This is a genomic window from Breznakiella homolactica, assembly GCF_016616095.2.
GTDB lineage: Bacteria > Spirochaetota > Spirochaetia > Treponematales > Breznakiellaceae > Breznakiella > Breznakiella homolactica.
On sequence record NZ_CP067089.2, the window covers coordinates 3009759 to 3034408 of the forward strand.

The 24650-nt window shown below is 43.9% G+C and carries 27 protein-coding genes; 9 read left to right on the forward strand and 18 right to left on the reverse strand.

Features of this window, described 5'->3' with window-relative positions; all coding sequences use genetic code 11:
• Positions 1–46 precede the first annotated feature (46 nt).
• Positions 47–1330 (reverse strand): ABC transporter substrate-binding protein, encoded by a 1284-nt coding sequence (locus JFL75_RS13565; RefSeq protein WP_215627210.1) that lies wholly within the window; start codon positions 1328–1330, stop codon positions 47–49.
• A gap of 300 nt (positions 1331–1630) precedes the next feature.
• Here JFL75_RS13565 and JFL75_RS13570 point away from each other — a divergent pair, with 300 nt between their 5' ends.
• From JFL75_RS13570 to JFL75_RS13590, 5 genes are all read left to right on the forward strand, one after another.
• On the forward strand, positions 1631–2398 hold the full coding sequence (locus JFL75_RS13570; protein ID WP_215627211.1) for a glycerophosphodiester phosphodiesterase: 768 nt from the start codon (positions 1631–1633) through the stop codon (positions 2396–2398).
• A gap of 12 nt (positions 2399–2410) precedes the next feature.
• Positions 2411–3163, forward strand: a complete 753-nt coding sequence (locus JFL75_RS13575; protein WP_215627212.1) for a glycerophosphodiester phosphodiesterase — start codon at positions 2411–2413, stop codon at positions 3161–3163.
• A 15-nt stretch (positions 3164–3178) separates the two neighbouring features.
• Positions 3179–3946, forward strand: a complete 768-nt coding sequence (locus tag JFL75_RS13580; RefSeq protein ID WP_215627213.1) for a DeoR/GlpR family DNA-binding transcription regulator — start codon at positions 3179–3181, stop codon at positions 3944–3946.
• A gap of 89 nt (positions 3947–4035) precedes the next feature.
• Positions 4036–5100 carry an MDR/zinc-dependent alcohol dehydrogenase-like family protein gene (locus JFL75_RS13585; protein ID WP_215627214.1) on the forward strand — a complete coding sequence of 355 codons (1065 nt, stop codon included), beginning with the start codon at positions 4036–4038 and terminating at the stop codon, positions 5098–5100.
• Positions 5101–5202: 102 nt separating this feature from the next.
• On the forward strand, positions 5203–6003 hold the full coding sequence (locus tag JFL75_RS13590) for an HAD-IIB family hydrolase (protein ID WP_215627215.1): 801 nt from the start codon (positions 5203–5205) through the stop codon (positions 6001–6003).
• A gap of 56 nt (positions 6004–6059) precedes the next feature.
• Here the strand turns inward: JFL75_RS13590 and JFL75_RS13595 are convergent, their stop codons facing one another.
• Genes JFL75_RS13595 through JFL75_RS13605 form a run of 3 tightly spaced genes read right to left on the reverse strand, consistent with a single transcriptional unit; the run spans position 6060 to position 7811 of the window.
• Positions 6060–6512: a hypothetical protein gene (locus JFL75_RS13595; protein ID WP_215627216.1), complete on the reverse strand. Its 453-nt coding sequence runs from the start codon at positions 6510–6512 to the stop codon at positions 6060–6062.
• A gap of 11 nt (positions 6513–6523) precedes the next feature.
• Positions 6524–6991 carry a hypothetical protein gene (locus JFL75_RS13600; protein ID WP_215627217.1) on the reverse strand — a complete coding sequence of 156 codons (468 nt, stop codon included), beginning with the start codon at positions 6989–6991 and terminating at the stop codon, positions 6524–6526.
• A gap of 55 nt (positions 6992–7046) precedes the next feature.
• Entirely contained in the window at positions 7047–7811 is a 765-nt protein-coding gene (locus JFL75_RS13605; RefSeq protein ID WP_215627218.1) for a TatD family hydrolase, read from the reverse strand.
• A gap of 150 nt (positions 7812–7961) precedes the next feature.
• On the opposite strand from JFL75_RS13605, the gene JFL75_RS13610 reads away from it, so the two are divergent.
• The gene (locus tag JFL75_RS13610) at positions 7962–8705 is read left to right on the forward strand and encodes a hypothetical protein (RefSeq protein ID WP_215627219.1); all 744 of its coding nucleotides are present in this window, start codon (positions 7962–7964) and stop codon (positions 8703–8705) included.
• A gap of 124 nt (positions 8706–8829) precedes the next feature.
• On the opposite strand, the gene JFL75_RS13615 is transcribed toward JFL75_RS13610, so the two are convergent.
• Both JFL75_RS13615 and JFL75_RS13620 read right to left on the reverse strand, forming a co-directional pair.
• Positions 8830–10704, reverse strand: a complete 1875-nt coding sequence (locus JFL75_RS13615) for an FAD-dependent oxidoreductase (protein ID WP_215627220.1) — start codon at positions 10702–10704, stop codon at positions 8830–8832.
• A 112-nt stretch (positions 10705–10816) separates the two neighbouring features.
• Positions 10817–11626, reverse strand: coding sequence for a MerR family transcriptional regulator (locus JFL75_RS13620; RefSeq protein ID WP_215627221.1), 810 nt, complete (start codon positions 11624–11626; stop codon positions 10817–10819).
• Positions 11627–11781: 155 nt separating this feature from the next.
• Here JFL75_RS13620 and JFL75_RS13625 point away from each other — a divergent pair, with 155 nt between their 5' ends.
• Positions 11782–12969 carry a GGDEF domain-containing protein gene (locus JFL75_RS13625; protein WP_215627222.1) on the forward strand — a complete coding sequence of 396 codons (1188 nt, stop codon included), beginning with the start codon at positions 11782–11784 and terminating at the stop codon, positions 12967–12969.
• A gap of 18 nt (positions 12970–12987) precedes the next feature.
• Here the strand turns inward: JFL75_RS13625 and JFL75_RS13630 are convergent, their stop codons facing one another.
• From JFL75_RS13630 to JFL75_RS13640, 3 genes are read right to left on the reverse strand one after another with little or no spacing between them, the layout of a single operon-like run.
• Positions 12988–13692, reverse strand: coding sequence for a hypothetical protein (locus JFL75_RS13630; protein ID WP_215627223.1), 705 nt, complete (start codon positions 13690–13692; stop codon positions 12988–12990).
• Positions 13693–13712: 20 nt separating this feature from the next.
• On the reverse strand, positions 13713–14186 hold the full coding sequence (locus tag JFL75_RS13635) for a GNAT family N-acetyltransferase (protein WP_215627224.1): 474 nt from the start codon (positions 14184–14186) through the stop codon (positions 13713–13715).
• Between the two features lie 2 nt (positions 14187–14188).
• Entirely contained in the window at positions 14189–14764 is a 576-nt protein-coding gene (locus tag JFL75_RS13640; protein WP_215627225.1) for a GNAT family N-acetyltransferase, read from the reverse strand.
• A gap of 164 nt (positions 14765–14928) precedes the next feature.
• Here JFL75_RS13640 and JFL75_RS13645 point away from each other — a divergent pair, with 164 nt between their 5' ends.
• Positions 14929–15282, forward strand: coding sequence for a VOC family protein (locus JFL75_RS13645; RefSeq protein WP_215627226.1), 354 nt, complete (start codon positions 14929–14931; stop codon positions 15280–15282).
• Positions 15283–15300: 18 nt separating this feature from the next.
• Positions 15301–15918, forward strand: a complete 618-nt coding sequence (locus tag JFL75_RS13650) for a TetR/AcrR family transcriptional regulator (RefSeq protein ID WP_215627227.1) — start codon at positions 15301–15303, stop codon at positions 15916–15918.
• A 300-nt stretch (positions 15919–16218) separates the two neighbouring features.
• Here the strand turns inward: JFL75_RS13650 and JFL75_RS13655 are convergent, their stop codons facing one another.
• From JFL75_RS13655 to JFL75_RS13695, 9 genes are all read right to left on the reverse strand, one after another.
• Positions 16219–17130, reverse strand: coding sequence for a hypothetical protein (locus JFL75_RS13655; RefSeq protein ID WP_215627228.1), 912 nt, complete (start codon positions 17128–17130; stop codon positions 16219–16221).
• A gap of 64 nt (positions 17131–17194) precedes the next feature.
• Positions 17195–18049: an InlB B-repeat-containing protein gene (locus tag JFL75_RS13660; protein ID WP_215627229.1), complete on the reverse strand. Its 855-nt coding sequence runs from the start codon at positions 18047–18049 to the stop codon at positions 17195–17197.
• A 234-nt stretch (positions 18050–18283) separates the two neighbouring features.
• Positions 18284–19156, reverse strand: a complete 873-nt coding sequence (locus JFL75_RS13665; RefSeq protein WP_215627230.1) for a hypothetical protein — start codon at positions 19154–19156, stop codon at positions 18284–18286.
• A 292-nt stretch (positions 19157–19448) separates the two neighbouring features.
• Entirely contained in the window at positions 19449–20141 is a 693-nt protein-coding gene (locus tag JFL75_RS13670) for an aspartate/glutamate racemase family protein (RefSeq protein ID WP_215627231.1), read from the reverse strand.
• 1 nt (position 20142) lies between these two features.
• Positions 20143–20874 (reverse strand): hypothetical protein, encoded by a 732-nt coding sequence (locus JFL75_RS13675; RefSeq protein WP_215627232.1) that lies wholly within the window; start codon positions 20872–20874, stop codon positions 20143–20145.
• Complete coding sequence (locus JFL75_RS13680) at positions 20867–21301, reverse strand: hypothetical protein (protein WP_215627233.1); 435 nt, start codon at positions 21299–21301, stop codon at positions 20867–20869. Before JFL75_RS13680 ends, JFL75_RS13675 begins: the two co-directional genes overlap by 8 nt.
• A 161-nt stretch (positions 21302–21462) precedes the next feature.
• Positions 21463–22521, reverse strand: a complete 1059-nt coding sequence (locus tag JFL75_RS13685) for a tetratricopeptide repeat protein (protein ID WP_215627234.1) — start codon at positions 22519–22521, stop codon at positions 21463–21465.
• 33 nt (positions 22522–22554) lie between these two features.
• The gene (locus JFL75_RS13690) at positions 22555–23811 is read right to left on the reverse strand and encodes a hypothetical protein (RefSeq protein ID WP_215627235.1); all 1257 of its coding nucleotides are present in this window, start codon (positions 23809–23811) and stop codon (positions 22555–22557) included.
• 62 nt (positions 23812–23873) lie between these two features.
• Complete coding sequence (locus JFL75_RS13695) at positions 23874–24602, reverse strand: hypothetical protein (protein ID WP_215627236.1); 729 nt, start codon at positions 24600–24602, stop codon at positions 23874–23876.
• Between the last annotated feature and the right edge of the window lie 48 nt (positions 24603–24650).

Below are 24650 nucleotides of genomic sequence, written 5' to 3' on the forward strand. Positions count from 1 at the left end.
ACCGCCCTGCACCGGCATGCAGCAAACCATGCCGGATTTTCCGTTACTACTTATACTGGGACAGAATCCTGTTGGCCTGGGTCTGGGCTTCCGAGAGAGTTCTGGCGGGATTACCATTATTCAGAATCGTCGTATCCCACGCTTTGTTGAAAATTTCACGCACTTCCAGGAAGGGTACGAGCCGGGTATTGTCTTCGGCTACGGCGTATTCAACCTGTTCATAGGTAACCTTGAACCGGGGATCCTTCTGCCACAGAGCCTGCATATCCGGTGAATCCACCGCGGCTTTTGAAGAAGCCTGGTATCCGGTCATCTCCGCCCAGTAGAGCTGGCTTTCGGCGCTGCTCATGAACTTGAGGAATTTCCACGCCGCGTCCTTCTTCTCCTGGCTTACGTTGTTGAAAATATGGAGGCTGCCGCCGCCGATGGGAACCTGTTTCTTGACTTTGTAGGGAAGCGGAGCCACACCCACATCGAAGCTTACACTCTGGATGGTATTGGTAAGGACCGCCGTTGAATCCACGGTCATGCCGCACTTCCCGCTGTAGTTCAGCGTGTTGCCGCCCATGTATACCGCGATACCTTCGTTGTACATCTTCTGCATAAACGTGAGGGCTTCCACCGCGCCGGGCTGGGTCCACAGGACTGTGGAGTTGTCCTTGGCTATCCAGTCGCCGCCGAACTGCCAGGTATACCCCTGGGTGATCCAGCCCGATCCCCGTTCAATACTGAAGCCGTAAATGTCGCTGCCCAGGGCGCTGATTTTTTTCGCGTATTCGTACAGCTCGTCCCAGGTCTGGGGCGGCCTGTCGGGATCGAGGCCCGCTGCCCTGAAAAGATCCTTGTTATAATACAGAATGGGATTCGAGCAGTTGTAGGGAAGACCGTAGAGTTCACCCTGCCACCGGTTCAGTTCCAGGAGGCCTTTGATGAAATCATCTTCCTTAACCGAAGCGTCTTTGGCGAAATAAGGATTCAGACTTTCAAAATAACCTTCAAGTATAAACTGGGCATTGTACGCCATGGCCATATGGGCTACCACCGGGGGATCTCCTGCGACCACCGAGGCAAGCAGTTTCTGGGTAGTATCCTCATAGGATCCGCCGTAGGTAGCTTCAACAATAACTTCGTTCTGGGATTCGTTGAACTTCTGTACCAGCGCTTCGGTAGCCTTTTGGGGGTTACCTCCAATGGAATATAAGAAATCAATTTTAACCGGACCCGAAGCGCCTCCGGATGATTCCTGACCCTGTCCTCCGGCAAATACCATACCGGCAGCAGACAGACAAATCATAACGGCGGCAAACGCAGCTATTCGCGGGTACTTCATTTCATAACCTCCTCTCTGTTTTTTTCTCGATAGATAAATGAAGCATTGTATGATGGTATGTTAGGAAAACCGACTTGTCAACAAAAATTATCATTTATTTACATAAGATATTGTTATATTTAACAAAATATTACCTATAATTTATATAAAATAAATTGCATATTACCGGACATCTTTTTTAATTCATTGTAATACAACTATTTATTAATGATTACGTATAATGTAATATTTATGTAAATTTTTGTAAATTTATGTGGAATTAAACCATAAGTCATGGTACCATATCCCCCGGAGGCGATAATGATTGAACAAACCTATGCCCGGTCGGGAAAAATCCTCGTCCAGGGACACCGCGGAGCCCTGGGCAGAGCTCCGGAAAATACCATGCCTTCCTTTGAATTGGGCCGGAATCTGGGAGCGGATCTTCTCGAATTGGATGTCCATCTTACTAAAGAAGGGAAACTGGCGGTCATGCATGATCCGGATGTCTCCAGAACGACCAATGGAACCGGCGCCTTAGAAAATATGAGTTCCGGCGAAATCTCCGCCCTGGACGCCGGGATCGGCTTTTCCCAGGAATTTGCGGGAACCCGGGTCCCCTTTCTCGGGGAGGTTCTCGCCTGGGCAAAGGGAAAGATAGATCTGGCGGTCGAAATCAAAGGAAATCCCTTTCCCGCGGAGGGGGTTGAAGCCGCGGTGGTGGATGAAATTACCCGCTATGGTATGGAAGATAATGTTGTCGTGATCTGTTTTTACCACCCGGTGGTTAAGAAAGTAAAGGAAATCGCCCCCCATATACTCACGGGGATTCTCTATACTGGGAGAGCCATTGATCCGGCAGCCATGGCCCGGGCAGCCGGAGCCGATTCGATCCGCTGCGACTGGCACTACCTGGCGAAGGAAGATGTAGATAAAGCCCATGCCGCCGGCCTCTGGGTAAGCTGCTGGACCGCCGATTCGGAGGATGTTTTTTCCAGGCTCGCGGAAATCGGAGTGGATTCCGCGGGATGCAATTACCCCGACCGGTTCCGGAAATGGCTGGACGAACGAAACTTAGGTATCAGGTAAAGGAAGGACACCATGGCTGTACAATCCGCTGAAAAAAAACCCTTTGCCCTCATGGCCCACCGGGGCTGGCCCTGGGAGTGGCCGGAGAATTCCCTGCTCTCCTTCCGGAAAGCCCTGGATATCGGCGCGGATAATCTCGAATTCGATGTGCGTCTGAGCCGGGACGGAATTCCCATGATCATGCACGACGCCACCCTGGAACGGACCGCGGGCAGCACCGGAGCCGTGGGTGATCTTACTTATGACGAACTTAAACAGGCCCGCATCACCTTTACGAAATCGGGGAGACCCGTTCCCGGCGAACCGGTCCCCAGCCTGGAAGAAACTTTCAGGCTGCTGCTCGAATATCCGGAAGTTGTGATTAACTGCGAGATAAAGGATTATTCACCGGAGTGCACCGAAAAGTGCATAACCCTGTGCAGGGACATGGGACTGCTTCCGCGGACCTCATTCACCTGTTTCGACTATGGGGTTCTGCAGAGAATAAAATCCATTGATCCTTCGATCAACGTCCAGGGATTTCCCCTGGATATGATGACCAGTGTTCCGCCGGATATTTCCGCGGGAGAAACCCTGTTTGATTACATCGGCGTGGAGTACGGCAAAGCCACTAAGGAAGCCATACAGCGGTACAAGGAACTCGGACTGGTCACCGGGGTTTGGGTTGTAAACGACACAAAAGAAATAGACCGCTGCCGGGAATTGGGAGTAGCTATCCTGACCACCGACAGAATTGATATATTCCATAATGCCCTTAAAACATAATTCGTTAGGAGTATTATGATGATTCCCAGTCAGCGCCAAGATGAAATCCTGAAAATTCTCGATACCTGCGAAAAGGTGGAACTTTCGAATCTGTGCAAACGGCTCAAGGCGACGGAAATGACCGTACGCCGGGACCTGATCCATCTGGAACAGAAAGGACTCCTGGAAAGGATCCGGGGCGGTGCGGCAAAAATCAAACGGATTAACACGGAAACCCTTTTTGAGAAAAAAAACAACACCATGAAGGAAGAAAAAAAAGCTATCGGCAGAAAGGTTCCTGAGCTGATTGAAAACAACGATACGCTTTTTATGAATTCCGGCTCAACGGTGCTTCAGGTTGCCATGAATCTCAAGGAACTGGCCCTGAAAATAATCACCAACAACCCCATGCTCAGCATGGTTACATTCAATGAAAAAAGTTCTCTGGTGCTTTTGGGCGGTGAATTCCGGGCCGAGTCCCACAGCATAATCGGCGACCAGGCCATGGCCATGATAAGCCAGATTTACGCGACTAAATGCATCATAGGCGTGGACGGCCTAAGCCTTAAATACGGCCTTACCAATTCAACCTTTGTGGAAGCAAGCTTAAACAAAAAAATGATAGACCAGACCCGGGGCAAAGTCATCATCGTGGCAGACCATACCAAGATCGGAAAGGTAGGACCCTTTCTTACCGCGCCCATTGAGAGCATGGATATCCTGGTTACCACCAAGGGTTTTCCCGAGGAATATTTCGAACAGCTCAGGAGCAAGGGAATAAAGATTATTGTAGCCAATGAATAAGGGGAACCTCCAAAACTCCGGTTGGGTTATTAGAAGTTCCCTTAGGAAACAGCGTCGCTGCTGTAAAATTATCCAGACGGAGGTGAGAAATGGCGGATACAATGCGGGCACTGGTGGCCCATGGGCCGGGAGATTTTAAACTGGAAGAGGTGGCTATTCCCCAGGCAGGACCGGGGGAACTGGTTCTTAAGGTAGAAGCCTGCGGAATCTGCGCCGGGGATATCAAATCCTTTCACGGGGCACCCAGCTTCTGGGGCGGCGCGGGCAATCCTCCCTACATCAAGGCGCCGGTTATTCCGGGCCATGAATTTACGGGGATAGTCACGGACATCGGTCCGGGAGTGGAAGGTTTTGCTCTGGGTGACCGGGTTATTTCGGAACAGATTGTCCCCTGCGGAGAATGCCGTTTCTGCAAAACCGGAAGATACTGGATGTGCCAGAAACACGATGTGTACGGTTTCCAGAACAACGTAAACGGCGGCATGGCGGAGTATATCCGGATACCCAAAGAAGGGCTGAACTACCACGTGCCCAAAAATCTTCCCCTGGAAAAAGCGATTCTGATTGAACCCTATGCCTGCTCAAAACACGCGGTGGACCGGGCCAACATCGGCAATGAAGACGTGGTGGTCCTTTCCGGAGCCGGAACTCTGGGGCTCGGAATGGTGGGCGCCATCCGCCAGCGGAATCCCAAAACCCTGGTTGTGCTGGACCTCAAAAAGGAACGCCTGGAACTTGCAAAAAAATTCGGAGCCGACATAGTGCTCAATCCGGCCGCGGAAGACGCCATGAAAACCGTACTGGATCTTACCGACGGGTACGGCTGCGACATTTATATCGAAGCCACAGGGAACGGCGCCAGCGTGAACCAGGGTCTGGGAATGGTCCGGAAACTGGGAACCTTCGTGGAATTCAGCGTATTCAAGGACCCGGTAACCGTGGATTGGAGCATAATCGGCGACCGCAAGGAACTGGACGTCCTGGGTTCCCACCTGGGTCCCTACTGCTATGAAACGGTGATCGAATGGATCGGCAACGGCAAGCTTCCCACCGAAGGGGTTGTTACCCACAAGTTCCCCCTTACGGAGTGGCAGGAAGCCTTTGCGGTAGCCGAAAAAGGCGACAATTCATTAAAGGTAATTCTCATTCCATAACCAACCCGGGGTATCTCCGAAAGCCGTTGGGCCGGGGAGATACCCTACACCCCCGAATTATGCTATTAATTACACCAACCAATGTTTTAGGGAGCGTATGATATGAAGGCCATACAGGAAATGACCAAGGCTGAAGCAGAAGGAATCCGTTTTGTCCTGATGGATATTGACGACACCCTGACCAGGGAAGGTAAGCTGCTCGCGTCCGCCTACCAGGCATTGTGGAACCTCAGGGAAGCGGGCCTCAGGGTCATACCGGTCACCGGCCGTCCCGCGGGTTGGTGCGACCTTATTGCCAGGGAATGGCCCGTGGACGGCGTGATCGGCGAAAACGGAGCCCTGGCATTCTGGGAGGAACCCCAGGAAGGCAGGCTCCCCCGGCTGCGGCAGGAGTTCTTCCCGGGCGCCGTCCGGAATGACCATCCGGTTCTGGAGGAAATCAGGGAAGCGGCCCTCAAGGCCGTTCCGGGACTGCGGGTGGCTAAAGACCAGTTCGCCCGGATGTTTGACCTCGCGCTGGATTTCGCCGAGGAAGATCCGGTCCTGACCCTCGACGACGCGGAAAAGGTACGGGAAATCGCGGAAGCCCGAGGTGCCATGGCGAAGGTTTCTTCCATACATGTTAATGTATGGATGGGCAGCTACGACAAACTTTCCATGGCGGAGTCTTTTCTTAAAAAGCGTTTCGGATGGCAGCCCGAAACGGATTCGGCGCAGGTTATCTTCTGCGGGGATTCTCCCAATGACGAACCCATGTTCAGGCGGTTTCCCCTGGCCGCGGGGGTCGCAAATGTAAAGCGGTACGAAAAACTCATAACCCATCTGCCGGCATTTGTTTCTTCAAAAGAATGCGGACACGGCTTCGCGGAAATAGCCGGGGTCATCCTGGAAAAAAGAGGCTGACCATGCCCGGCCGTTCCCGGATACGGCATCCGGGCGGCCAGATCCGGCCTCGTCGGCTATACCCCCAGTTTACGCATACCCCGGATGAGGCCGTTTTTTCTTGAGCCGATATCTTCCTTTGGATGGACACACAGAGCCGCTGTTTCATCGAGCCGGTTTTTTACAAGCAAAAGAAAATCCCCTATGGTCATGACCGTTTCTTCCTCAATCCCAAAATAATTAAGAAGCTTTCGGTCCAGCCCGTCATTGTACGCCTGTTTCGATACCGGTGTTTCCAGCTGGGGCAGTACATCCGCGCAGGAACCGTCAGGCCTAAGCATCCGGCAGGGACCGCAGACAGCGTCATTGCGGACCACCAGCCGGCATTCACGGGTTGTGTCTTCTTCTATTATATCCGTTATTGTGTGGACCAGGTGGCCGTATTCGTGGGGCACCCGGGGCCGCTCATTGCCGATATTCCTGACCATATCCAGGATATGGTGGGGCCGCAGTTCAAGAACTTTTTCCATAGGGAACCGGCCTATTTAGTAAAGCGGGTTTTGAAAAACTCAATAAAGTCCTTTGCCTGCTCGACCTGCTTTACGGCAATCACCACTTCGTCTTCATCATCGTTTATCCACTCGGGAACGGAAAACTGGATATACTTTTTGGGGAGGCTGTTGTCCCGGATGGTAATTTCCTTTGAAAGCCAGCTCTGTTTTGCCTTGATCACCGTATCACGGTTCAGGGAAAAGGCGTTGCCGTACGCGGAAAGATCCCGGTCCACCGGGAGTATAACGATTTCGTTTTCCCGCTCATCGTATCCGACGGCATAGTTTGAATAGGTGTAGGTGGTCTGCCGGACAACAATAAAATTCGTCATCCCCACATCCATCCCGTATCCGGCCACCACGGAAAACCGGTCCGCCCCGGGTACGGCCTCCCTGAACAGCTGAACCAGGCGCTCATAATTTGCGGTACATTCCTCATCAGAGATTTTTTTTGCCATGAGATACTCCATATACAAGTAGTTACCTAGAATATATCTTTTTATGGCAAAAAAACTAATACAGGTTATTTTCTATGGGAACTCCCGAGAAGGCGGAGAAATTTTCATTGATCCTGAGCAGCAGTTCTTCCCGGTCCATGTTTCTGATCCGGGCGGTTTCCGTGACCGCCGCCAGAAGGCTGCGGGGAATGTCCGCCGGGACAGCGGCTTTGTACCCGGCCCACACGAGAGCGTCCAGGCCGTCGGTTTCTATCAGGATCCGGTCAATCGGCGTATCCCGGGCGACCCGCCGTACCGCGGGATCATCCGCCACCGACGGCCCCACGGTAAAATAGCAGTCCAGATCCCGGTACAGTTCAAAATACTCATCACAGGAATACCAGTGGACCAGGACTTTCAGTTCAAAGGGTTTGATGATCCGGGCTATTTCCGGTTCCTGTCCTTTGGTGTGGAGAACCACGGGAACCCCGCGGCGCCGGGCGATTTCCAGCTGGGCCGTGAACTGGCTTTCCTGGACAGCCAGGGGAACATCACACCAGACGCTGTCCATGCCGATCTCGCCGATAATGGCCGCATCCTCCAGACAGGCGGAAACATCCCGAAGGTTTATTTCACCGGACTTCCAGGGGTGGATCCCGAAGGTGGGGATAACCAGGGGATTGGCCAAGGCCGTAATTGCGCCGTATTCAGCGGCGCCGGAGGTACTGGCCAGAGTGTAAATCCCGTGTTCCCGGAGAACCCGGGAAACCGCGTCCCGGTCTCCAGTAATGTGGCTGTGCGCGTCGGTGAGCTGTATCCCATGGAAGTCCGAAGAATTCATCAGAAAGAAGTATAATCCGCCGGCGAACGTTGTTCCAGGCGGGATGGCTGTTGTATTTACAATCATTGTTTGTTGATTTCTTTTTATAAAAAAAACCACGGGCTTCTCATGATCTGACAAATATACTATTATTCCATTAGGAGGAATTTAATGAAAAGGTATCTTTTACTGTTATTAGGTGTTTTACTTGCCTGCACCGGTGTATTTGCAGCAGAATTCAATATGAGCTTCGGAGGGGGTTTTGAGTTTTTCGGTAACTTTACCACCGCAGAAACCCAGGCGGATTATGGTGTGGCCGGTGATCCTTGGAACCCTCCTGGTGTGATACTGACAAAATCAGAGCAGACCGTTACCGATCTGAACTACGGAGGTTTCCTGTTCTTTGACGCCACCTACGCGGAGGTTTTCGTCAGTTTCTACGGCGGTTCCACAAAGCTGGAAAATACAAACAACATGTATGTACTTGCCAACGGCGCTCCCACCGGATATCCCGCTGTGGAAGATGTGTATGAAAAAATCACCGCAAGTATGAGCATCGGGATTCTCGGGAAATACCCCTTTGTTTTTAACAAATTTACCGTGGCTCCCATGGTAGGTGTGTCGTACCAGATATTCTTCGGTGGCGTCTATGGGAGTGATTTCAAAGAAGACAATCCGACGAAACTGGATCCCTCTGATTTCAATACCCTCTGGTTTCACGCCGGCGCCGGGGTAAATTACGACCTGACCGATTCCATGTACATCAAGGCCGAAGCGCTCTACGGCTTCAAACTCATGGCCAACGGGTATGATGATAAGAACAAGGATTATGTCGAAGGTCATCCCGAAGGCGAACTGGTCAACGGCTGGGTAAATACTGTTACCGCCAGAGTCGGGGTCGGTTTCAAGATTTAAGAGACAGACTCGCAATACAGAAAAAGCCAGGGCGGATGCGGCGATGCCACATCCTTCCCCGGCTTTTTTATTTTAAAACAGCAGAACGGCTGCCGGGGAGAACTCCGCAGCGCCGGTCCCGCATTTACAGCGCGGCCTTGATGTATTGGGCCGCGCTGTCCCCGGCCAGACGGCCTGAGTTTATGGAAAAGCCCATGGTATTCCCCGGCAGAAGGAACATATAGCTGTCCCCGAAGATCGTGCAGGCGTCGGTCCCGGCGGAATACAGCCCCGGAATTACCCTGGCGTCCTCGGTGAGGACCTCCAGGTCACTGTTGATCCTGATGCCCCCCAGGGTACCGTAGCTGGACGGGTAATACTGGGCGGCGTAATAGGGGCCGGTGCTTATGGGCCGCAGGAATTCCCGGCTTTTGCCGAGGGGATCCCTGCCTGAAGCGCATACCGCGTTGTAGTCAGCCACGGTCCGTTCCAGGGTATCAGCGTCAATGCCCATTTTTTCCGCCAGCTCCCGGATGGTACCGGCCTTCTGCACCGCGGTATAGCCCTGGGCGTTGGCCGCTTCCAGGTTCCGGTCAAACTGGGTAAAGTCCGTAATGTTGTAGACCCGGCTGGCGAAGGGCACGCCGTTCCGCATGTAATCCCGCTTAATCGTTTCATCCATGATCATGAATCCGGTGTTGCCGGACTGCTGGACCAGGGCATTGCCGCAGTAGGTAGTGTTCTGTACCTGTTCCTCGTTGAAGAAGCGGTTCCCCTCACGGTTGACCAGAAGGTTAGGCTGGCGGAGGGCATAGGTCACATCCACCGGTCCCCGGCCCTGGCTGTCGGGACGGAACACATTAAAGATCATCTCAATGGTAATTTCCGAACGGCCCGCGCCGGCGGCGTCCGCCATGAGGATTCCGTCTCCGTCATGGTTGGGGACCCGCATACCAAAGTAGTCGATTCCGTAAGTGTAGCCCAGTTCTTTTTTTACCATTTCGGCGTTGTCCCCGAAACCGCCGGTGGCGATCAGAACCGCGGAACAGTCCACTTCATAGGCGGTGCCGCCGTCCATGGCTTCTGCCCGGGCTCCGGTGACGATACCGTTGTTCATGACAACCTCGGTGCCGGCGGTACTGAGATAGATTTCCACTCCCAGAGCCCTGGCCCGTTCTGTCATACGGCGGGTCATGGTGGCAGCCTGGCCGCCGCCTTTGGTTCCGTCATCGGAAGCGACGATATGCCAGGAAGGATAGGATTTGTCGAAATACCGGGCGGCTTCTTCAAACCGTACCCCCATGGACTCAAGCCAGCCGATGGTCTGCGCCGACAGGTCAAAGTAACGCCGGACCAGGACGCCGTCGGTCCTGTAATGGGTGTATTCCATGAACATGTTGTATGCTTCATCCACATTCATGGTGTCGCCCTGCTTTTTCTGGATATCGCTTCCGATTGCCAGGGGGCCCATACCCATGTTGGCGGCGCCGCCGGTAACAGCGCTTTTCTCAAAAAGAATTACCTTGACCCCGGCTTCCGCCGCGCTGATGGCCGCGCCCAGACCGGCCGGGCCGCCGCCGATGATTACAAAATCAGTCTTAAGCTGAACCGTTTCAGTCCGGCCCGGGGAAGAAGAACCGGCGTGTTTCTTTTCCATCAGGGCGGTTACGCTGCCGCCGGCCTGGATGACACAATCTTCCACCGCCGCCAGCAGGGCGGAACTGGATACCGTGGCTCCGGAAATACTGTCCAGGGCAAGGGTCTGTCCAGCGACAATCTGCCGGGAAAGGGTTTCCATGGCGGTATCCCCGATCCCCGGAGTTTCCTGGTGCTGGGTCACGGTTACCGATTCGATCCGGGAAGCGTCAAAGGCGACCTCAACCGTAACCGGTCCGTTGTGGCCCTGTTTTACGGCGGTATACTTACCGGTGGAAAATTTCAATTTTGCTCCGCCGGCGCAGGATCCCAGGATTCCTATGGTTAGTACCAAAGAAACCCACAGTGCAGCTGTTTTTCTCATGGACTGCTCCTTGTTCATATAGAAATAGATTTATTTTTATAGATAAATCTATCCTATACAGTAACTGTAGGGGCAAGAAGAATTTTCGGGAATTTGTCCGCCTGCGCGGGAATCAGGCGTTTTTGCAGAGAAGCCATACTTCAAAATATTTATACTGTATTCCGCCGATTTTGTGGGTAAAAAGGATATTGCTGACGGTCCTGCCGCTGAAGGCATAACCTGCGTTTCCCATTCGGCTGATGAGATCCAGATACATTTCTTCGCGTATCATATCGAAATCACGGCTTTCCAGTTTTACCACGGTATATATGCAGCGTCCCTTATCCAGCATCTCCGTGCAAGGCGGCAGGGGAAGGCAAAACTCTTCGGCGTTCTCCCGCTGTATGGAAAAAGCTATCCGTTGTTTTTCCAGCCGGCGGCCCGCAAAATCCGAGACAACGGAGATCCGGGAAAGGGGCGATACTGCGATCCACTTCTGTACAGCCGACTGCTGCCGGGGACTTTTGCCTACAAAGTCTTCATCCATGAGAAGATAATAATCGGGGACAGAAACCGGGTGAAAGATATCCACATAGGATTCGAGGCTGGTAATTTTTTCATTGTACTGCCGGATCCATTGGGCGGATTTTTCGTAGTACCGGGCCTGCTGTTCCGCTTCCTTCTGCTTCTCGGAAAGCAGGGCGCTCACGGCATCCAGATCCTTGGTATTCTGATCGTTGAAATATTCCACCACTTCCCTGAGCTTGAGGCCGAAGCTGCAGTACTTCCGGAGATAAAACAGCTCCATGATGTTTTCTTTTGTGTAGACCCGGCTGCCGGCTCCGTCCCGTCCGGGATTGACCAGCCCGACCTCTTCGTAAAACCGGATGGCCCCGGGGGTGTTTCCGAAAATCTTGGCGATTTCATGAATACTGTACTGCATCAGCTTCCTCCGGAAGAATCTGTGTACAGTATACCATAGGATGGTATTCATTGTTTCGAACCGTATTTTTACTATACTTAAAGGTAGAAAGGTTTTCCTCCACCGGAACAGCCAAAATTACGGGAGTCTCTATGTTTGGGAATTTATTGTATGGTTTGATTAATATAGATGTCAAAACACAGGTGGCCATATTGTTCTGGGGCAACCTGACATCGGTAGCGCTGATACTTTCTTTCGAATTATCCAGTATCCATTCCCGGGACCGGCGTCTGGCCATCCGGTATATTCTGGCAAAGCTTTTCCAGGCCGTGGCGTATCTATTTATCTTTCAGCGGGATGCCATCAGTTCCTATATTTCGGTAAATCTGGGGAACACCCTGATGATGGCCGGTTTCTATATTGAAGCCATTGCCATGCTCATCATTATTAACGAAGACTGCAAATCCCTGCGCTGGATCGAAGCTATTATAACCGCTGTGTCCATCATCGCGTTTAACCTGATTGAACTGTTCAGCCCCAATATATCCTTCAGGGTTGCGGTTTCTTCCCTGGGGCTTTTTCTGATTATGGTTATTCCCACGTTTCAGCTTTTCTTCTCGAAGAACACCACCAGATTTAAACGCATCGTTGGGGTCTACTACTTATTTTTCATTATCCTGCTTTTGCCCCGGGGTGTATTTGCGGTGGTCCATGGCAATGTGGAAATCTTCTCAAATTATGTGATTCAGAGCCTAACCTTCCTCAGCCTGGTGCTGTTGATGATTTTCAGCCTTTCGGCGTACCTCCTGCTTATGAAGGAAAACTCCGATCGGATTATAACGTACATGGCGACCATGGATCTCATGACGGATATCTCCAACCGTCAGAACTTTCTCAATGGCGCCGGAATCCTGTTCGGGGATTACAAAAGAGCGAAAAAAAATATTGCCCTTCTGTTTTTCGATGTGGATCATTTCAAAAAGATCAACGACACCTTCGGGCATTCCTTCGGTGACGAAGTTCTCAAGCGTTTCGCGGAGGCTATCAAAAACAGCATGCGTCCGGAGGATCTGTCCTGCCGGTACGGCGGCGAGGAATTTCTTTCTTTTTTACAAATACAGGACGCTGCCACCGCGCGGAAAATCGCTTCCCGGGTAATGGAAGAAATCAAAGACCTCACCTTTGAGGGGAAGCCGGATTTTTCATTTACCACCAGCATCGGAATTGCCCTGGGGATTCCCGCGGGAAATCAGACTCTCGACGATTATATCAACAGAGCCGATGAGGCTCTTTACGAAGCGAAACGGACCGGCAGAAATAAAATCGTTGAGATGGAGATGCCGCCGGATACGGACAAATCCTGATTTCCCGGCACCTGCGGTTTACGATTTTTGAAGGCGGCGCCCATCCGGAGAAAACCGTTTAGTTACGGCCTGGTGTATAAAATACATATAGGGAATCCCCAGATTTGTCTCAATAAGGGAATCCACAATCAGCGGCCGCCATCCGGGGGACCGGATTCCGGTGACCAGGAGCACCGCCTCCCAAGAAAACTGAACCAGAATACCGATTATGAGGAGCCATAAAACAGGTATCACAGGGGCGCCTTCCTTCCGGTTCATATTATAAATACACACAATAGCGTACCCGATAAACATGAGCAGCGCCATTATTCCATGATAGGAATTGGTTCCCCGGGAAATGGCTATTTCGCCCATGGGTCCGCCGAAACTCCGGCTCAGCAAAGCTACCGTGAGCCAGCCCGCTACAATGAGCAGGGACCATTCAAAGAGGCGCTTGTCCCGGTCGAGCCAAAGCCAGATCCACACAAAATTAGTGAATCCGTAACTCATACTCAGCCAGAAAAGGAAGGGACCCGCCGGCATACCCTGTACGGTTCTTGTTCCGAGAAATTTGTAGAAGATACCGTAATCCACCGCGAAATACAGAAGACCCGCCAGTACACCGGTAATAAATGCAAGCCGCCGTTTCTGGACCAGGAGGAGGACCGCGAGAAATAAAAGAAATCCGCAGTCCAGATACATATACAGGTAATTTAGTACCCGGGAAGGTATTACTTCGGCCATAAAAACCCCTCTCGTTATTTTTACGTTAGTTTTTCGTAATATACAATATCCATGTTTTCTTTTATCTTTTCGGTTTTTCCAGTCTTCTTGTATCCCATTTTTTCATATAAATAGCAATTTCCCGTTTCCTGCAATATGGTATTTAAGATCCAGCCCTTTTTAGGCGAATACATTTTTTCTGCAATTTCAAATACTTTCTGCGCTATTCCCTTATTTTGATATTCCGGCAGGATAAATATCCGGTTAATCCTGCAGCGGTCTCCATCATCTGTTTTACTTATCCGTATTGCTCCGACAGATTGGGCTTCCAATTTTATTATATAAAAATCTGTAGTTTCCTGATTTATTTCATGGAGAATTTTTTGAAGATCCTCATTGCCTGGATTTGTTTCATAATCCTGATATTTTTCCAGTAATTTTCTGAATGCCAATAATTGCATGCGATGTATCTCACACGCATTTTCAGCCGCTGCTTTACATAATTCTATTTTCATTTTTATAGATTCCTTACATACTTTTTTAATATAGGAACCGCTTTCTCATACTCATTTTTTTTATTTCCAATTTGATCTTCCTTAGATATTTCAAAACCGGCGTTTAAATACAATCCTATAGCTTTATAGCTCCATGTCTGTGTTGATAAATATATCGGACCCGGTTCATCAATTTCTGAAAATATTGCCAGGCATTTTGTGATTAATGCTTTCCCTAAGCCTTTATTTTGATATTCAGGCACAACAGCCATCCAATGCAATAATGCCGCTTCTCTGCTATTTACAATTGCCCGCCAAGCGGTAATTGTCCCAGCATAAGTATTTTCAGGGCTTTTAATAAAAACCATTCTTTGTTCTAAATGCTCAGGATATTGAATAAATGTTTCCTGAAAATAATCGAGAGCGTTTGTTTCGGAATTAAATTCCCCGACAGAAGTTTCTATTCCGGCCCATGTTTCTTCCATTCCCGTCTTGTAATAAATGAACTCATAATTATTCGGCAATTGATTTATCACTATGGGTAAATCCCGTTTTCGCTTCATTACAATATCATAATACGGTACTGTTTTATCCAGCATTTTCATTCCGTCCTTTATATTGTTTTACTCAGCATAATCTTTTTTATCCCAATGTTCCATCGTCAGTATTTGTATTATATACGTCCTCTTATATTTTTCTCATTAACTTTTTGCGCTTGACTTTTTAGTACGATCGTACTATTATTAAACAATCGGAGGCTTATATGAAGGTTAAATACGTTACAATGATTGTTAAGAACATGGAAGAATCGGTTGCTTTTTATTCTGAAGTAATGGATTTTAAAGCTGACAGTGTTTATGATCTCAAATCACGGGGAAGAATTACCTTAATGAAAGGCGAAGGTGACGCTATGCTGGAAATTATTCAAAGTGATGAATTTGCGGTTGGTCTCTATTCTGTCGGAATGGAAGTTGATGATGTTTCAAGCTCGCTGAAAGAGCTGGAATCCAAGGGGGCAAAGATCACAATGGAACCCCAGCCAACTACAGATGGCTACTGTGCATTCATTGAAGACCCGAATGGTGTAAGAATTGCATTAGTTCAGCATAATAAATGAAACAATTTGGTAATCATAATGCGAAAAGATACAAAGAACGAAATTATCAAAACCGCCAAAAAACTTTTTAACGAATATGGGTTTAATGAAGTTTCTATAGGAGATATAGCCGCTACTCTTGGAATAAGCAAGGGCAATCTAACTTACTATTTCAAAAAAAAGGAGGATATTATTGAAACAATAATTCTTGAAAATCCAAGGGTTGAGACTTCAAAAATACCATCTTCCCTTTTAGAACTGGATGCTTTTTTTTATAACATTCAAAAAGTCATTCAGGACAATGCCTTTTACTTTTGGCATTATACACAGCTTTCACAGATATCACCTGAAATCGAAAAAAAGCAGCAGGAAATTTTCCGGCATAACTTCAGTACACTTCACAAAGCATTTTTTTCACTGCGGGAAGCTAAATTACTTATTGAAGAGCACTTTAAGGATGAATATTTGTTTTTAATTGATTCTATTCTGCTGTCGGCATCCTATTGGGTTCCATTCTGCAAATTAAAAAACGCGAAGCTGACAGATTTGAGTTTTCAGCATTACATTTGGTCAATGGTCTATCCGCTTTTAACGGCAAAAGGCAGAAATGAATTTTTATTGATTCACCCAAAGATTTTATATACGGATAAAAAGTGATGAGAGAATAAGATTAATTAATTTTTCCATAATTGGAAGTTAACTTTTTCCTATCAAAAGTATCCGTGTTTATTAATAATAACAGACCTTCCAAATTATTCACTTGCAGAAATATACTTATATTTAGAAGATTACGGGAATACGCATAAAATATGCCAATTTATGTATTTAAAATTATAATGGATCTAATAATAGCGATTTATTAGATCCGCATATTTTAGATGCGTCTGAATTAATTAAAATAAATATCATGGATATTGTTAATAAGATTAAAATATAATCATCTCTGCAAAGTTGTTGTTATTTCTTATCAAGAAAACTTAAAATTGATATCCAGGTTTTTACATAAACGTTCTCCGGATTAATCTTTTGGCATTCCTCAAAGTTTTTCTTACTCTCATTTAACCTCAATAAATTGAGTTGGTAAAAGGCAATATTATAAATAGTAAAATAACTGTTTGGTTTAAAAGCAAGAATATACAATAATGCATCCAATGCTTCCTCTTCCAGATATTCCACCACTTCTTTATTCTTTTCTGTCTTTATTAAATAATCAGTAGCAAGGAAATAGACAACAAGATTAAATAAATTTCTTTCTTCGCATTTTATTTTTTTCCGATAGTACTCGCATATCAGTTTCTTTTTCGAAAAAGCGGTATATACAGCTGGATTTGAAAATATACTGCTCTCGTTTATAACCAAGGGTTTTGTTTTCAATGAGATAATTTCATCTTTAGCTAATAATATTTTGAGTATATCCCCTGGCTTCATATTAAGTATTATTTTATTAAATATCTTTTCGTTAAGTGTATTTAGAATAAATATTATTAATAATAACGGCATGATAAAATAGACTGCCGAATCTATATACAGATTAAATAATCCGAATACTGTTCCGAGAGAGAATATGATTGCAAAAAGAACAATAAAAAGAAAAACCCACAGGGCAGTTAAATACTTACGTCCTTTATTCAATACTAAAAAAGATAAAGCATTCGAATAATCTATTTTTTCAAATAATTCTTTTATAAAATTATCATGCACATAATCATTAAATTTTCCTTGAGGATCAATTTGTTCCGGCAATAAACCATATTTCTCAAGGATCTTTTCTTCAATCTCATTAATAGCAATCTTACCATGAAGCATTGGATATGTTACCCATACGAGAAGCAAGTCCAAATCATCATTTGTCACATCATCCGGAATCATATCATAACCTCATAAGTTATAATTACTTTAAAAACTTCTAAAGTAGATATGATTTCCATTTATATTAAAAAGCCCGAATGGCACGAACAAAATAGAGCTTATCTTTAACATTACTACCCCCGGAAGTACCAAGACCGCTGTCACTTAAATTTAGATTGTTAGCTTGGTTATTAAGTCCATACTGGGTCGAAGACCAATAAAAATCTGCTTCGATATTTTCTATATAACTTCTGTTACTTCGGAGAGTACCAAGCTCAATATAACTAGGAAGAAACCAGTCATTTTTGCCGTTGTTACTATACGTATTGCAGGCATTAGCGGCAGGAGCATTTACAGCAGGGTTAGTAACCGCGGCGAGAATAACAAGGGTATTTTTTAATCCTGTTCCGATTGTTATTCCTCGCGCATCTTCTATCGAACTAGCGTAAATCGGTGATGCAATTGGCGCCCACGCAAGAGGTGCAAAATTATTTGGAGCAACTTCAAGGTAGTACCGTTTTTCAGTTGTATTTCCTGTATCTACATAAAAATCAAAACCAGATAAATTACAGTAGAATATTCTACCACCGCCAGGTCCAATGTCGCCCAATCCATAACCCCAATCAGCGTAAAGAGTAATATTTCCGGTAACTGTGTCGGTTTCAAAATCCCATTCATTGTCAAAAACACCATTATCTTTGTACCAGCCCCTAAAACGGTTAAGGGTAGCTCCGCCTGCTGTTGTTGTCGGATCTGCTGGTTTATTAATCTTTTCACCTAAGTTCACATGTGTAATGGCAGAAACCGCGCTTCCGCCGTTGCTGTTAAAGAATACGGTATATGTATCACCGCTGCCATCAGAATTTGTTGATCCATTACTGCAGCCAACAAGTGCCATCACTAATATCAGAATCAAAAACAAGAAAATAATGTTTTTCATTTTCTTCTCCTTAACCCAAAAATTATTCTGAGCCTAAAGAGTTTTATATTTATAAAATCGCTTATCCCGATTTTACAGCACATAATGCTTGTTACATGAAGGAATTATTCTTACATAACCGTCATAGATAAAATTCATATTTTTACTCATTACAGTCCATTGAGAAAATGAATAAATCCCCCAGCAATTATGATAGACGGTTAAAAAACATTGCTTGCATCCGTACACCGCAGATTATTCATCATAGGTATCATCTACCCTGCCGTTTGAATGGTACCGTTTTCCGGTAGCTGTTCTTTGTTTTGACCAGGTACCCATCAGGCCGCTGCCGACTACTAAAGATAATACAAGGAAAGTACAGACAACCAGGATGATAAACCGGAACCCTTCGTTAATGGTTCTTATAAAACGGTTGATGGGCGGGAAATTTACAATACCCCCCATTATAGGGTGTTCCTTTTCAAATGCCACCCATTTAAGGTTATAAATAGCGTCGGACATTTCTTTTGAACGCAGTCTTCCTTCACCGTATGCTGCCCGTTCCGCTTCAACTATTTTTTCATACACCGGACCAAGCTCCGTATCCTCGCGTATGGTAAATTCATTTATATCCCTGACAGCAATCTCGGGGAAAAAAGCCGCAAAAAGGAGTGCCAGGACCGCCAGAACAACAACTGTCTTAACCCAGAAGAAAATCTTTCGTGCTGCGGATTTTCCGCGGCCTTTTGCAGGAGACACTTCGTCAGCATAATCCGGATTATTTGCGATACTGGTTCTCAGTTTCTTCATCACCTCGATGATCGTATCAGCTGAGACAGTGTTGCCTTCTGTACTGACATATATCCATGACTCATCGGCAATCACATCAGTGACTGAAAGATCATTCGTACAATCAGCCAGTGTTTTTATGAGTGTTTTTTTTAAATCCTTTGTGATTTGACCTACCCAAAATCCAAGGTATGGCCCGCCCTTTTTGTCGGCGATTCCGAAATAAAGCCACACACTTCCTGAAATCAATTCTTTATATGTTGATTTTTTATCCATTCCTTCGGGAGCAAATCCAAGCTGTTTATTCAGCGCAGTGAAAATTTCCTTTCCCGATGACATATTATTTTCTCCTTACGAAACATCATATCCGACAAATAATTACATATCAGTTACTATGTTTTGTCAAGTTTTATCTTTATTCGCGGGTCAGGTATAAAACTCTGATCAAAGGTCCGCCGGAGCCTCGGACTGAAGCAGTTTGCTGCGGTTCAAATAACAATATACTTTTCGATGTTTGGTATTCGCCGGCGCATATACGGCTATTACATTGCTTCCCTGGAGATTCAGCCGAAGGATGATTACCCCGGATGGTGTTATAAATTTCCCTGCGAATGAGACACAGCGAGGTTCATTAGTAACTTAGAGCATACTCCACAGCTTTTTTGGCATGGATTATTGTTGTATCAAAGACCTTTATACTTATATTCTCTTGTTTAATTAACAACCCTATTTCAGTGCATCCCAGAATTATTCCCTCAATTCCCTCTGACATCATTTTATTTATTACTTCGATAAACTTACTCCGGGAATCATCCTTAATTTCTCCCTTGCACAGTTCATCGTAAATTATTGAATTTACAGCATCCTGATCTTTCTCTGCTGGGACGATTACATCCAATCCCTTTTCTTTTATTTTTGATAAATAAAAATTTTCTGCCATGGTATATTTTGTCCCTAATAATCCTATCTTTTTTAAATTATCTTTTTGTATTTCTTCCGCGGTCATATCCGCTATATGCAGCAGCGGAATTCCCACCCCTTTCATAAATTGGTCGGAAACTTTATGCATCGTATTCGTACATAATATCAGAAAATCAGCACCGGCTTTCTCAATGTTTATCGCAGCATTATTTAATACTTCGCCGCATTTTTCCCATTCATTTGTCTTTTGGTAGAATTCTATTTCATTGAAATTGACACTCCACAGAATACATTTTGCTGAATTAAATCCCCCAAGTCTGTTTTTTACTTCTTCATTGAGTATCCTGTAGTACTCTGCTGTTGATTCCCAGCTCATTCCGCCAATTAAGCCAATTGTTTTCATATTAATTAGTACTCCTAATGTAGCTTACAGTATTCTTATCCCACACATAAGTATTCCAGGCTAATTCCAAATACTCATTATCAACTACCTCAAGTATTTTGAATTCATTTTCATTGAACTCTATTGGTGAAAATGGGGTTTCAAAATTTATCAGAACCGGGATGATACATAAATCAGAAAAATCATTTTTCAGTTCATTAAAACCAAATATGGTAAATACATACCCAATATTTACGTAAAATGAATAAGACGCTATTTCATTAACGCCATCGCTGTTAAAATCACCTATCGTAATTAACTCATTTCCTACTCTATTTCCCGGTATTTTTTCCATTAATATTTCCTGATAAGTATGGAGAAAAGGTCCATATCCGCACAGATATTTATTTGTTATTCTCTGATTCTCATCGAATGTGTATAGCTCATAGATGTAACCTTTAAGGTTGTCATCCCAGCACACAAGAAAACTTAATGAACCAGGGATTATACCCGGTACCTCAACAATATTTGAAATATGCTGGCGTTCATCAAACATTTTCCTGAATTGCGCTATTTCCGTCTTATAATATTCAATCGGAAATATTTGCTCAGGTTTACCCCTGTGCAATTCAGTTAATGTCTGCGTATATTGGGTTTCTTTAGAAATTTCTTCTTGGCCGCTGTCACATGAAAATAAAAGCAAGGAAAGAATCATTAGCATGTTATTTAAAAAAGGCAATTGTGTTTTATTCATAAAATCCATTAATGTATATAGAGTTTGATAATCCCATAGAGATCATTGTCTGAGAGACAGAATACGGGATTGGTCCAAAAATGCCAAGATAGATTTCATTATTAAAAAATAATTCACCATCCTGCCGCTTGTATTTATCAATTAATTTGATAAAAATCCAATGTTCTTTTTCCAGATAACTCTGTATTTGTTTATAATAGTTCCGCGCTTCATCGAAATCGGAAAAACAAAAACTGATATAGCATGACTCAACTTTACTATCATTTACCGCAAGAGTTATGATTATGTCAGCCGGATTTTGATAATTATTTCCAATGCTTCGCGAATACTCACCTCCTGCCCCATCAGCATACGCGGCTGGTACATCGTTCCCAATTATATACACACATTCAGCAACAAGGTCATCAAAAAATGTTTCAGAAAACATATACGAGTTTATATTTTTCTGATTATGTTCATTCCTATGGCATGAACAACATAAAACACCAAGCAATAAATATAGATATATTCTTTTGTTTGTCATTTAAATATTTCGGAAGATATATAATACACAGCCTTTGTCAGGCGAAGTGATTACATAACCAATGCCTATTCGTTAATAATGTAACTGCCTGTTACTCCAACTTCTAATCCTTCTGAAATTTCCTGCCATACTATTTTTTTCATTACAGTATAGTCAGGCAGTTCCGTAAAGCCTATCCCGGTTGTTTGATGTATCCGGCGATTATTTTTAAATTGTTCTATTCCTACGATATACATCGTTCCTAATTCTCTTAATACCAGTGATGATTCTAAGTTTACACGCTTGATAAAATTTCTATCTGTATCATAGATATTGAATACCCAATGATAATACAGATCACCGGTTAAATTAAATGCTTCCTGTACTATAATAATAGCATCTTCATATTTATATGAATCTATGGTAAACCATGGCAATTCTCTTATTCTTTCATCATCTGTATTCTCTTTTATCTTTCTTAATCGTGACTTTAAAATCTCGGTATTCCGGTGATCGTTTAATTTATAATTTATTTGAATGAGACAGCTGACAACAGGGTAAATTTCATTGTCAATTGAATCACAGGTTTCAAAATATCCTTTAGCTTCATCAAATCTTTCTGTATCAAAATAAATATTCGCCAGCGCGTAGTTTACATAAAAATCTTCAGGATTATATTTCAAAGCCTGAACATGATATTCTTCAGCCGAATCATACTCATGGTAAATTTCTTTTATTTTGCCTATCATAAAATAAGGGTAATAATCGCTGTCATCAATTTCAATACACTTGGCAAATTCAATTTCAGACAGAATGTATTGATTTGTGTAGAAATATGAAAGTCCAAGAAATTTATGCGGATTAAAAATCTCACTATTTAATGAGATAGACTTCTTGAAATAATCCTGCGCGGTTATATCATCTTCTAACCTATAATAACAATACCCAAGATCATAATAGTATTGATAATTATCCGTATTCTGATCTTCAATTGAGAGAAATAACTCAATAGCTTGTTCCAGCTTTTCTTCTTTTATTTTCTCAAGGGCTTCCTCATAGATTGAATTTTCATTGTCCATTGATAATACGGTAAACGTTAAGAATAATGAAAAAACCAATGTAAAGAGTATTTTTATTTGATTCATTATACCCTCCATTCAGTGGTACGCGGTACGGTTTTACTCAAAAACACAGGCATTTAAAAAGTCAAATATAAATTTTCCGGTATCCTCAAAGATATCATTGCAGGAATCAACTAATATTCCAATATTTATCTTCCCATAGACCCTATCCAGTTCTTTCTCAAGAGGAAAATATTGTACGGGTATATTTTCCTGTCTTTCAATATTTCTTGGCCGTTCAATGTTTATTCCCGGATATTCGGTCCTATCTAACGATGTCATAATATAATATCCTCTTGATCCGCCAATATGTTGATATTTAGTTAAATCTTCAAACTGGTATACATCAAATTCTCTGCCATTTATGATCCGTTTTTCTTCTTTTATAATCGGGAGTGATTCTATTTTCTGTTCCTGAAATTCAATGTAAGACAGGTCTTCTAGGTTATATTCAAATAATACTGTAATGGTAATATCTTCCCCATCATTTGACACAAACTTATCCGGTTTAAAGAAAAAGAAGCCCCGTTTCTTTTGATAATTGATTAGCTGTAAATTCCAGGTATTTTTTAATGGGATTAATGACCCAAACATTCTGCTTAATAAATAAGGCTGCTCATCACTGATAAAGACGTTCCACACTTCCTGGTATGGATATTCACTTTCTATATCCGGTTCTAAAAAAAGCTCTTTTATTACATGATATAATCTGTAATTCAATATATCTTTATCTTTCACGGATCCTATCTCGTAGGAATATAAGGCGTTTTTATACATTCTTACCATAATACAGGCGTATGAATAATTATGGATAAATTCTAAAGGATAGTTATTTAAATCATTATCGGTATTCATAATCTCAGCAAATTCTTTATATCCTTCTAAAGGCTTTGCACTGTTTAATAAATAATTACCATATAACCAATTTGTCTGATAATGATTTGGATAGTGTTCTTTTAAATAATCAACTTCTTCTATGAGTTTGTTTGAATAGGAGGCTGCATTGAGGTTATATAAGTATGATAATATTACCGCATTCAATAATCTGAGATTATAACTCTCATAAGTTTCATACAGCCCAATATTGTATTGATGAAAGTCCTCCAGAAAAAGGATAAAATCATTTTTATCCTGAGGATAATTCCATGTAGGTGAGTAATGGTTGACATATTGATCTATATTTATCAATTGCTCCAGCCTAATCTTAAATTGATTATCTTGAGGCAGCTCATCTAAATTAACAATGTACAAATTCGCATGTAAAGAAAAAATCAATACTGGAAAAAGGATAATTACTAAAAAACATTTTCTCATTTAGCCGTCTCCTAGCCTAACGAAGGTCGGTGGATATGCGTTGTTTGATACAATACACCTTTCTATTCAATATTTACTTCCCTATATTTTAACCTTCCCTTCTCAATCATTTTGTCAGTAATAAATATGCCATAAAATAAAAATAAGCTTTCATCATTTCCAAAATTTCTATATCTAGGTAAACTATAAAAATCTTCTGTGTATTCTTCTATATGAGCCTCGGCAAAGTTAGCTTCAAAAGAAATTTCATTTATGTCATCTAAAGTCATAATAAGATTTCCGGAAATATCAGTTATAATGAATTCTTCAATAAAAATGCTTATTATTTCATTCCCATATAATTTCCTGTATTCAAATAAAACATTTTGAGGGAACTGATCCGCATTATCTTCACCGTAAGTATTTACAATTTGCTCTCTATTCATTTCATATATGTATTCTGGTGTTCTTCTTCGGAAGAAATAGCAATATTTCCAAAAAAAATTACCATCTATATAACGATTATTATGCGGTAAAATATGGTTTTTCAAAATGTAGTCTCCATTTCGAAAGTCTCTATCAATATATAATCGATCCACAATTTTTCCATTTTCATAATAATCAATATGATCACCGGCTAAAATATCCCAGTTGATTAAAATTTCTTTATTTTTTACGGTAATAATTAAATCTTCCGCACTAATATTCACAACATAATAAAAATCACTTCTTTCCTGTATTGGGCTTGCAGACAAATTGTTTGAGGCTAATATAAGAAAAACAGAGATATACAAATATCTTTTGTACTTCATTTTTCCCCTCATATATTACCCACAATTCGGCGTATTGTACCTATCGTT

What these genes read in the sequence shown, in the direction of transcription:
- JFL75_RS13605 (WP_215627218.1), bottom strand. Translation starts at nt 7,811, where the DNA reads ATGAATTCTTCGGACTTCCATGGGATACAGCTCACCGACGCGCACAGC.
- JFL75_RS13615 (WP_215627220.1), bottom strand. Translation starts at nt 10,704, where the DNA reads ATGAGAAAAACAGCTGCACTGTGGGTTTCTTTGGTACTAACCATAGGA.
- JFL75_RS13600 (WP_215627217.1), bottom strand. Translation starts at nt 6,991, where the DNA reads ATGGCAAAAAAAATCTCTGATGAGGAATGTACCGCAAATTATGAGCGC.
- JFL75_RS13575 (WP_215627212.1), top strand. Translation starts at nt 2,411, where the DNA reads ATGGCTGTACAATCCGCTGAAAAAAAACCCTTTGCCCTCATGGCCCAC.
- JFL75_RS13690 (WP_215627235.1), bottom strand. Translation starts at nt 23,811, where the DNA reads ATGAGAAAATGTTTTTTAGTAATTATCCTTTTTCCAGTATTGATTTTT.
- JFL75_RS13665 (WP_215627230.1), bottom strand. Translation starts at nt 19,156, where the DNA reads ATGTCATCGGGAAAGGAAATTTTCACTGCGCTGAATAAACAGCTTGGA.
- JFL75_RS13635 (WP_215627224.1), bottom strand. Translation starts at nt 14,186, where the DNA reads ATGAAAATAGAATTATGTAAAGCAGCGGCTGAAAATGCGTGTGAGATA.
- JFL75_RS13620 (WP_215627221.1), bottom strand. Translation starts at nt 11,626, where the DNA reads ATGCAGTACAGTATTCATGAAATCGCCAAGATTTTCGGAAACACCCCC.
- JFL75_RS13590 (WP_215627215.1), top strand. Translation starts at nt 5,203, where the DNA reads ATGAAGGCCATACAGGAAATGACCAAGGCTGAAGCAGAAGGAATCCGT.
- JFL75_RS13680 (WP_215627233.1), bottom strand. Translation starts at nt 21,301, where the DNA reads ATGTTTTCTGAAACATTTTTTGATGACCTTGTTGCTGAATGTGTGTAT.
- JFL75_RS13645 (WP_215627226.1), top strand. Translation starts at nt 14,929, where the DNA reads ATGAAGGTTAAATACGTTACAATGATTGTTAAGAACATGGAAGAATCG.
- JFL75_RS13595 (WP_215627216.1), bottom strand. Translation starts at nt 6,512, where the DNA reads ATGGAAAAAGTTCTTGAACTGCGGCCCCACCATATCCTGGATATGGTC.
- JFL75_RS13650 (WP_215627227.1), top strand. Translation starts at nt 15,301, where the DNA reads ATGCGAAAAGATACAAAGAACGAAATTATCAAAACCGCCAAAAAACTT.
- JFL75_RS13570 (WP_215627211.1), top strand. Translation starts at nt 1,631, where the DNA reads ATGATTGAACAAACCTATGCCCGGTCGGGAAAAATCCTCGTCCAGGGA.
- JFL75_RS13630 (WP_215627223.1), bottom strand. Translation starts at nt 13,692, where the DNA reads ATGGCCGAAGTAATACCTTCCCGGGTACTAAATTACCTGTATATGTAT.
- JFL75_RS13660 (WP_215627229.1), bottom strand. Translation starts at nt 18,049, where the DNA reads ATGAAAAACATTATTTTCTTGTTTTTGATTCTGATATTAGTGATGGCA.
- JFL75_RS13670 (WP_215627231.1), bottom strand. Translation starts at nt 20,141, where the DNA reads ATGAAAACAATTGGCTTAATTGGCGGAATGAGCTGGGAATCAACAGCA.
- JFL75_RS13675 (WP_215627232.1), bottom strand. Translation starts at nt 20,874, where the DNA reads ATGAATAAAACACAATTGCCTTTTTTAAATAACATGCTAATGATTCTT.
- JFL75_RS13655 (WP_215627228.1), bottom strand. Translation starts at nt 17,130, where the DNA reads ATGATTCCGGATGATGTGACAAATGATGATTTGGACTTGCTTCTCGTA.
- JFL75_RS13580 (WP_215627213.1), top strand. Translation starts at nt 3,179, where the DNA reads ATGATGATTCCCAGTCAGCGCCAAGATGAAATCCTGAAAATTCTCGAT.
- JFL75_RS13685 (WP_215627234.1), bottom strand. Translation starts at nt 22,521, where the DNA reads ATGAATCAAATAAAAATACTCTTTACATTGGTTTTTTCATTATTCTTA.
- JFL75_RS13565 (WP_215627210.1), bottom strand. Translation starts at nt 1,330, where the DNA reads ATGAAGTACCCGCGAATAGCTGCGTTTGCCGCCGTTATGATTTGTCTG.
- JFL75_RS13610 (WP_215627219.1), top strand. Translation starts at nt 7,962, where the DNA reads ATGAAAAGGTATCTTTTACTGTTATTAGGTGTTTTACTTGCCTGCACC.
- JFL75_RS13695 (WP_215627236.1), bottom strand. Translation starts at nt 24,602, where the DNA reads ATGAAGTACAAAAGATATTTGTATATCTCTGTTTTTCTTATATTAGCC.
- JFL75_RS13585 (WP_215627214.1), top strand. Translation starts at nt 4,036, where the DNA reads ATGGCGGATACAATGCGGGCACTGGTGGCCCATGGGCCGGGAGATTTT.
- JFL75_RS13640 (WP_215627225.1), bottom strand. Translation starts at nt 14,764, where the DNA reads ATGCTGGATAAAACAGTACCGTATTATGATATTGTAATGAAGCGAAAA.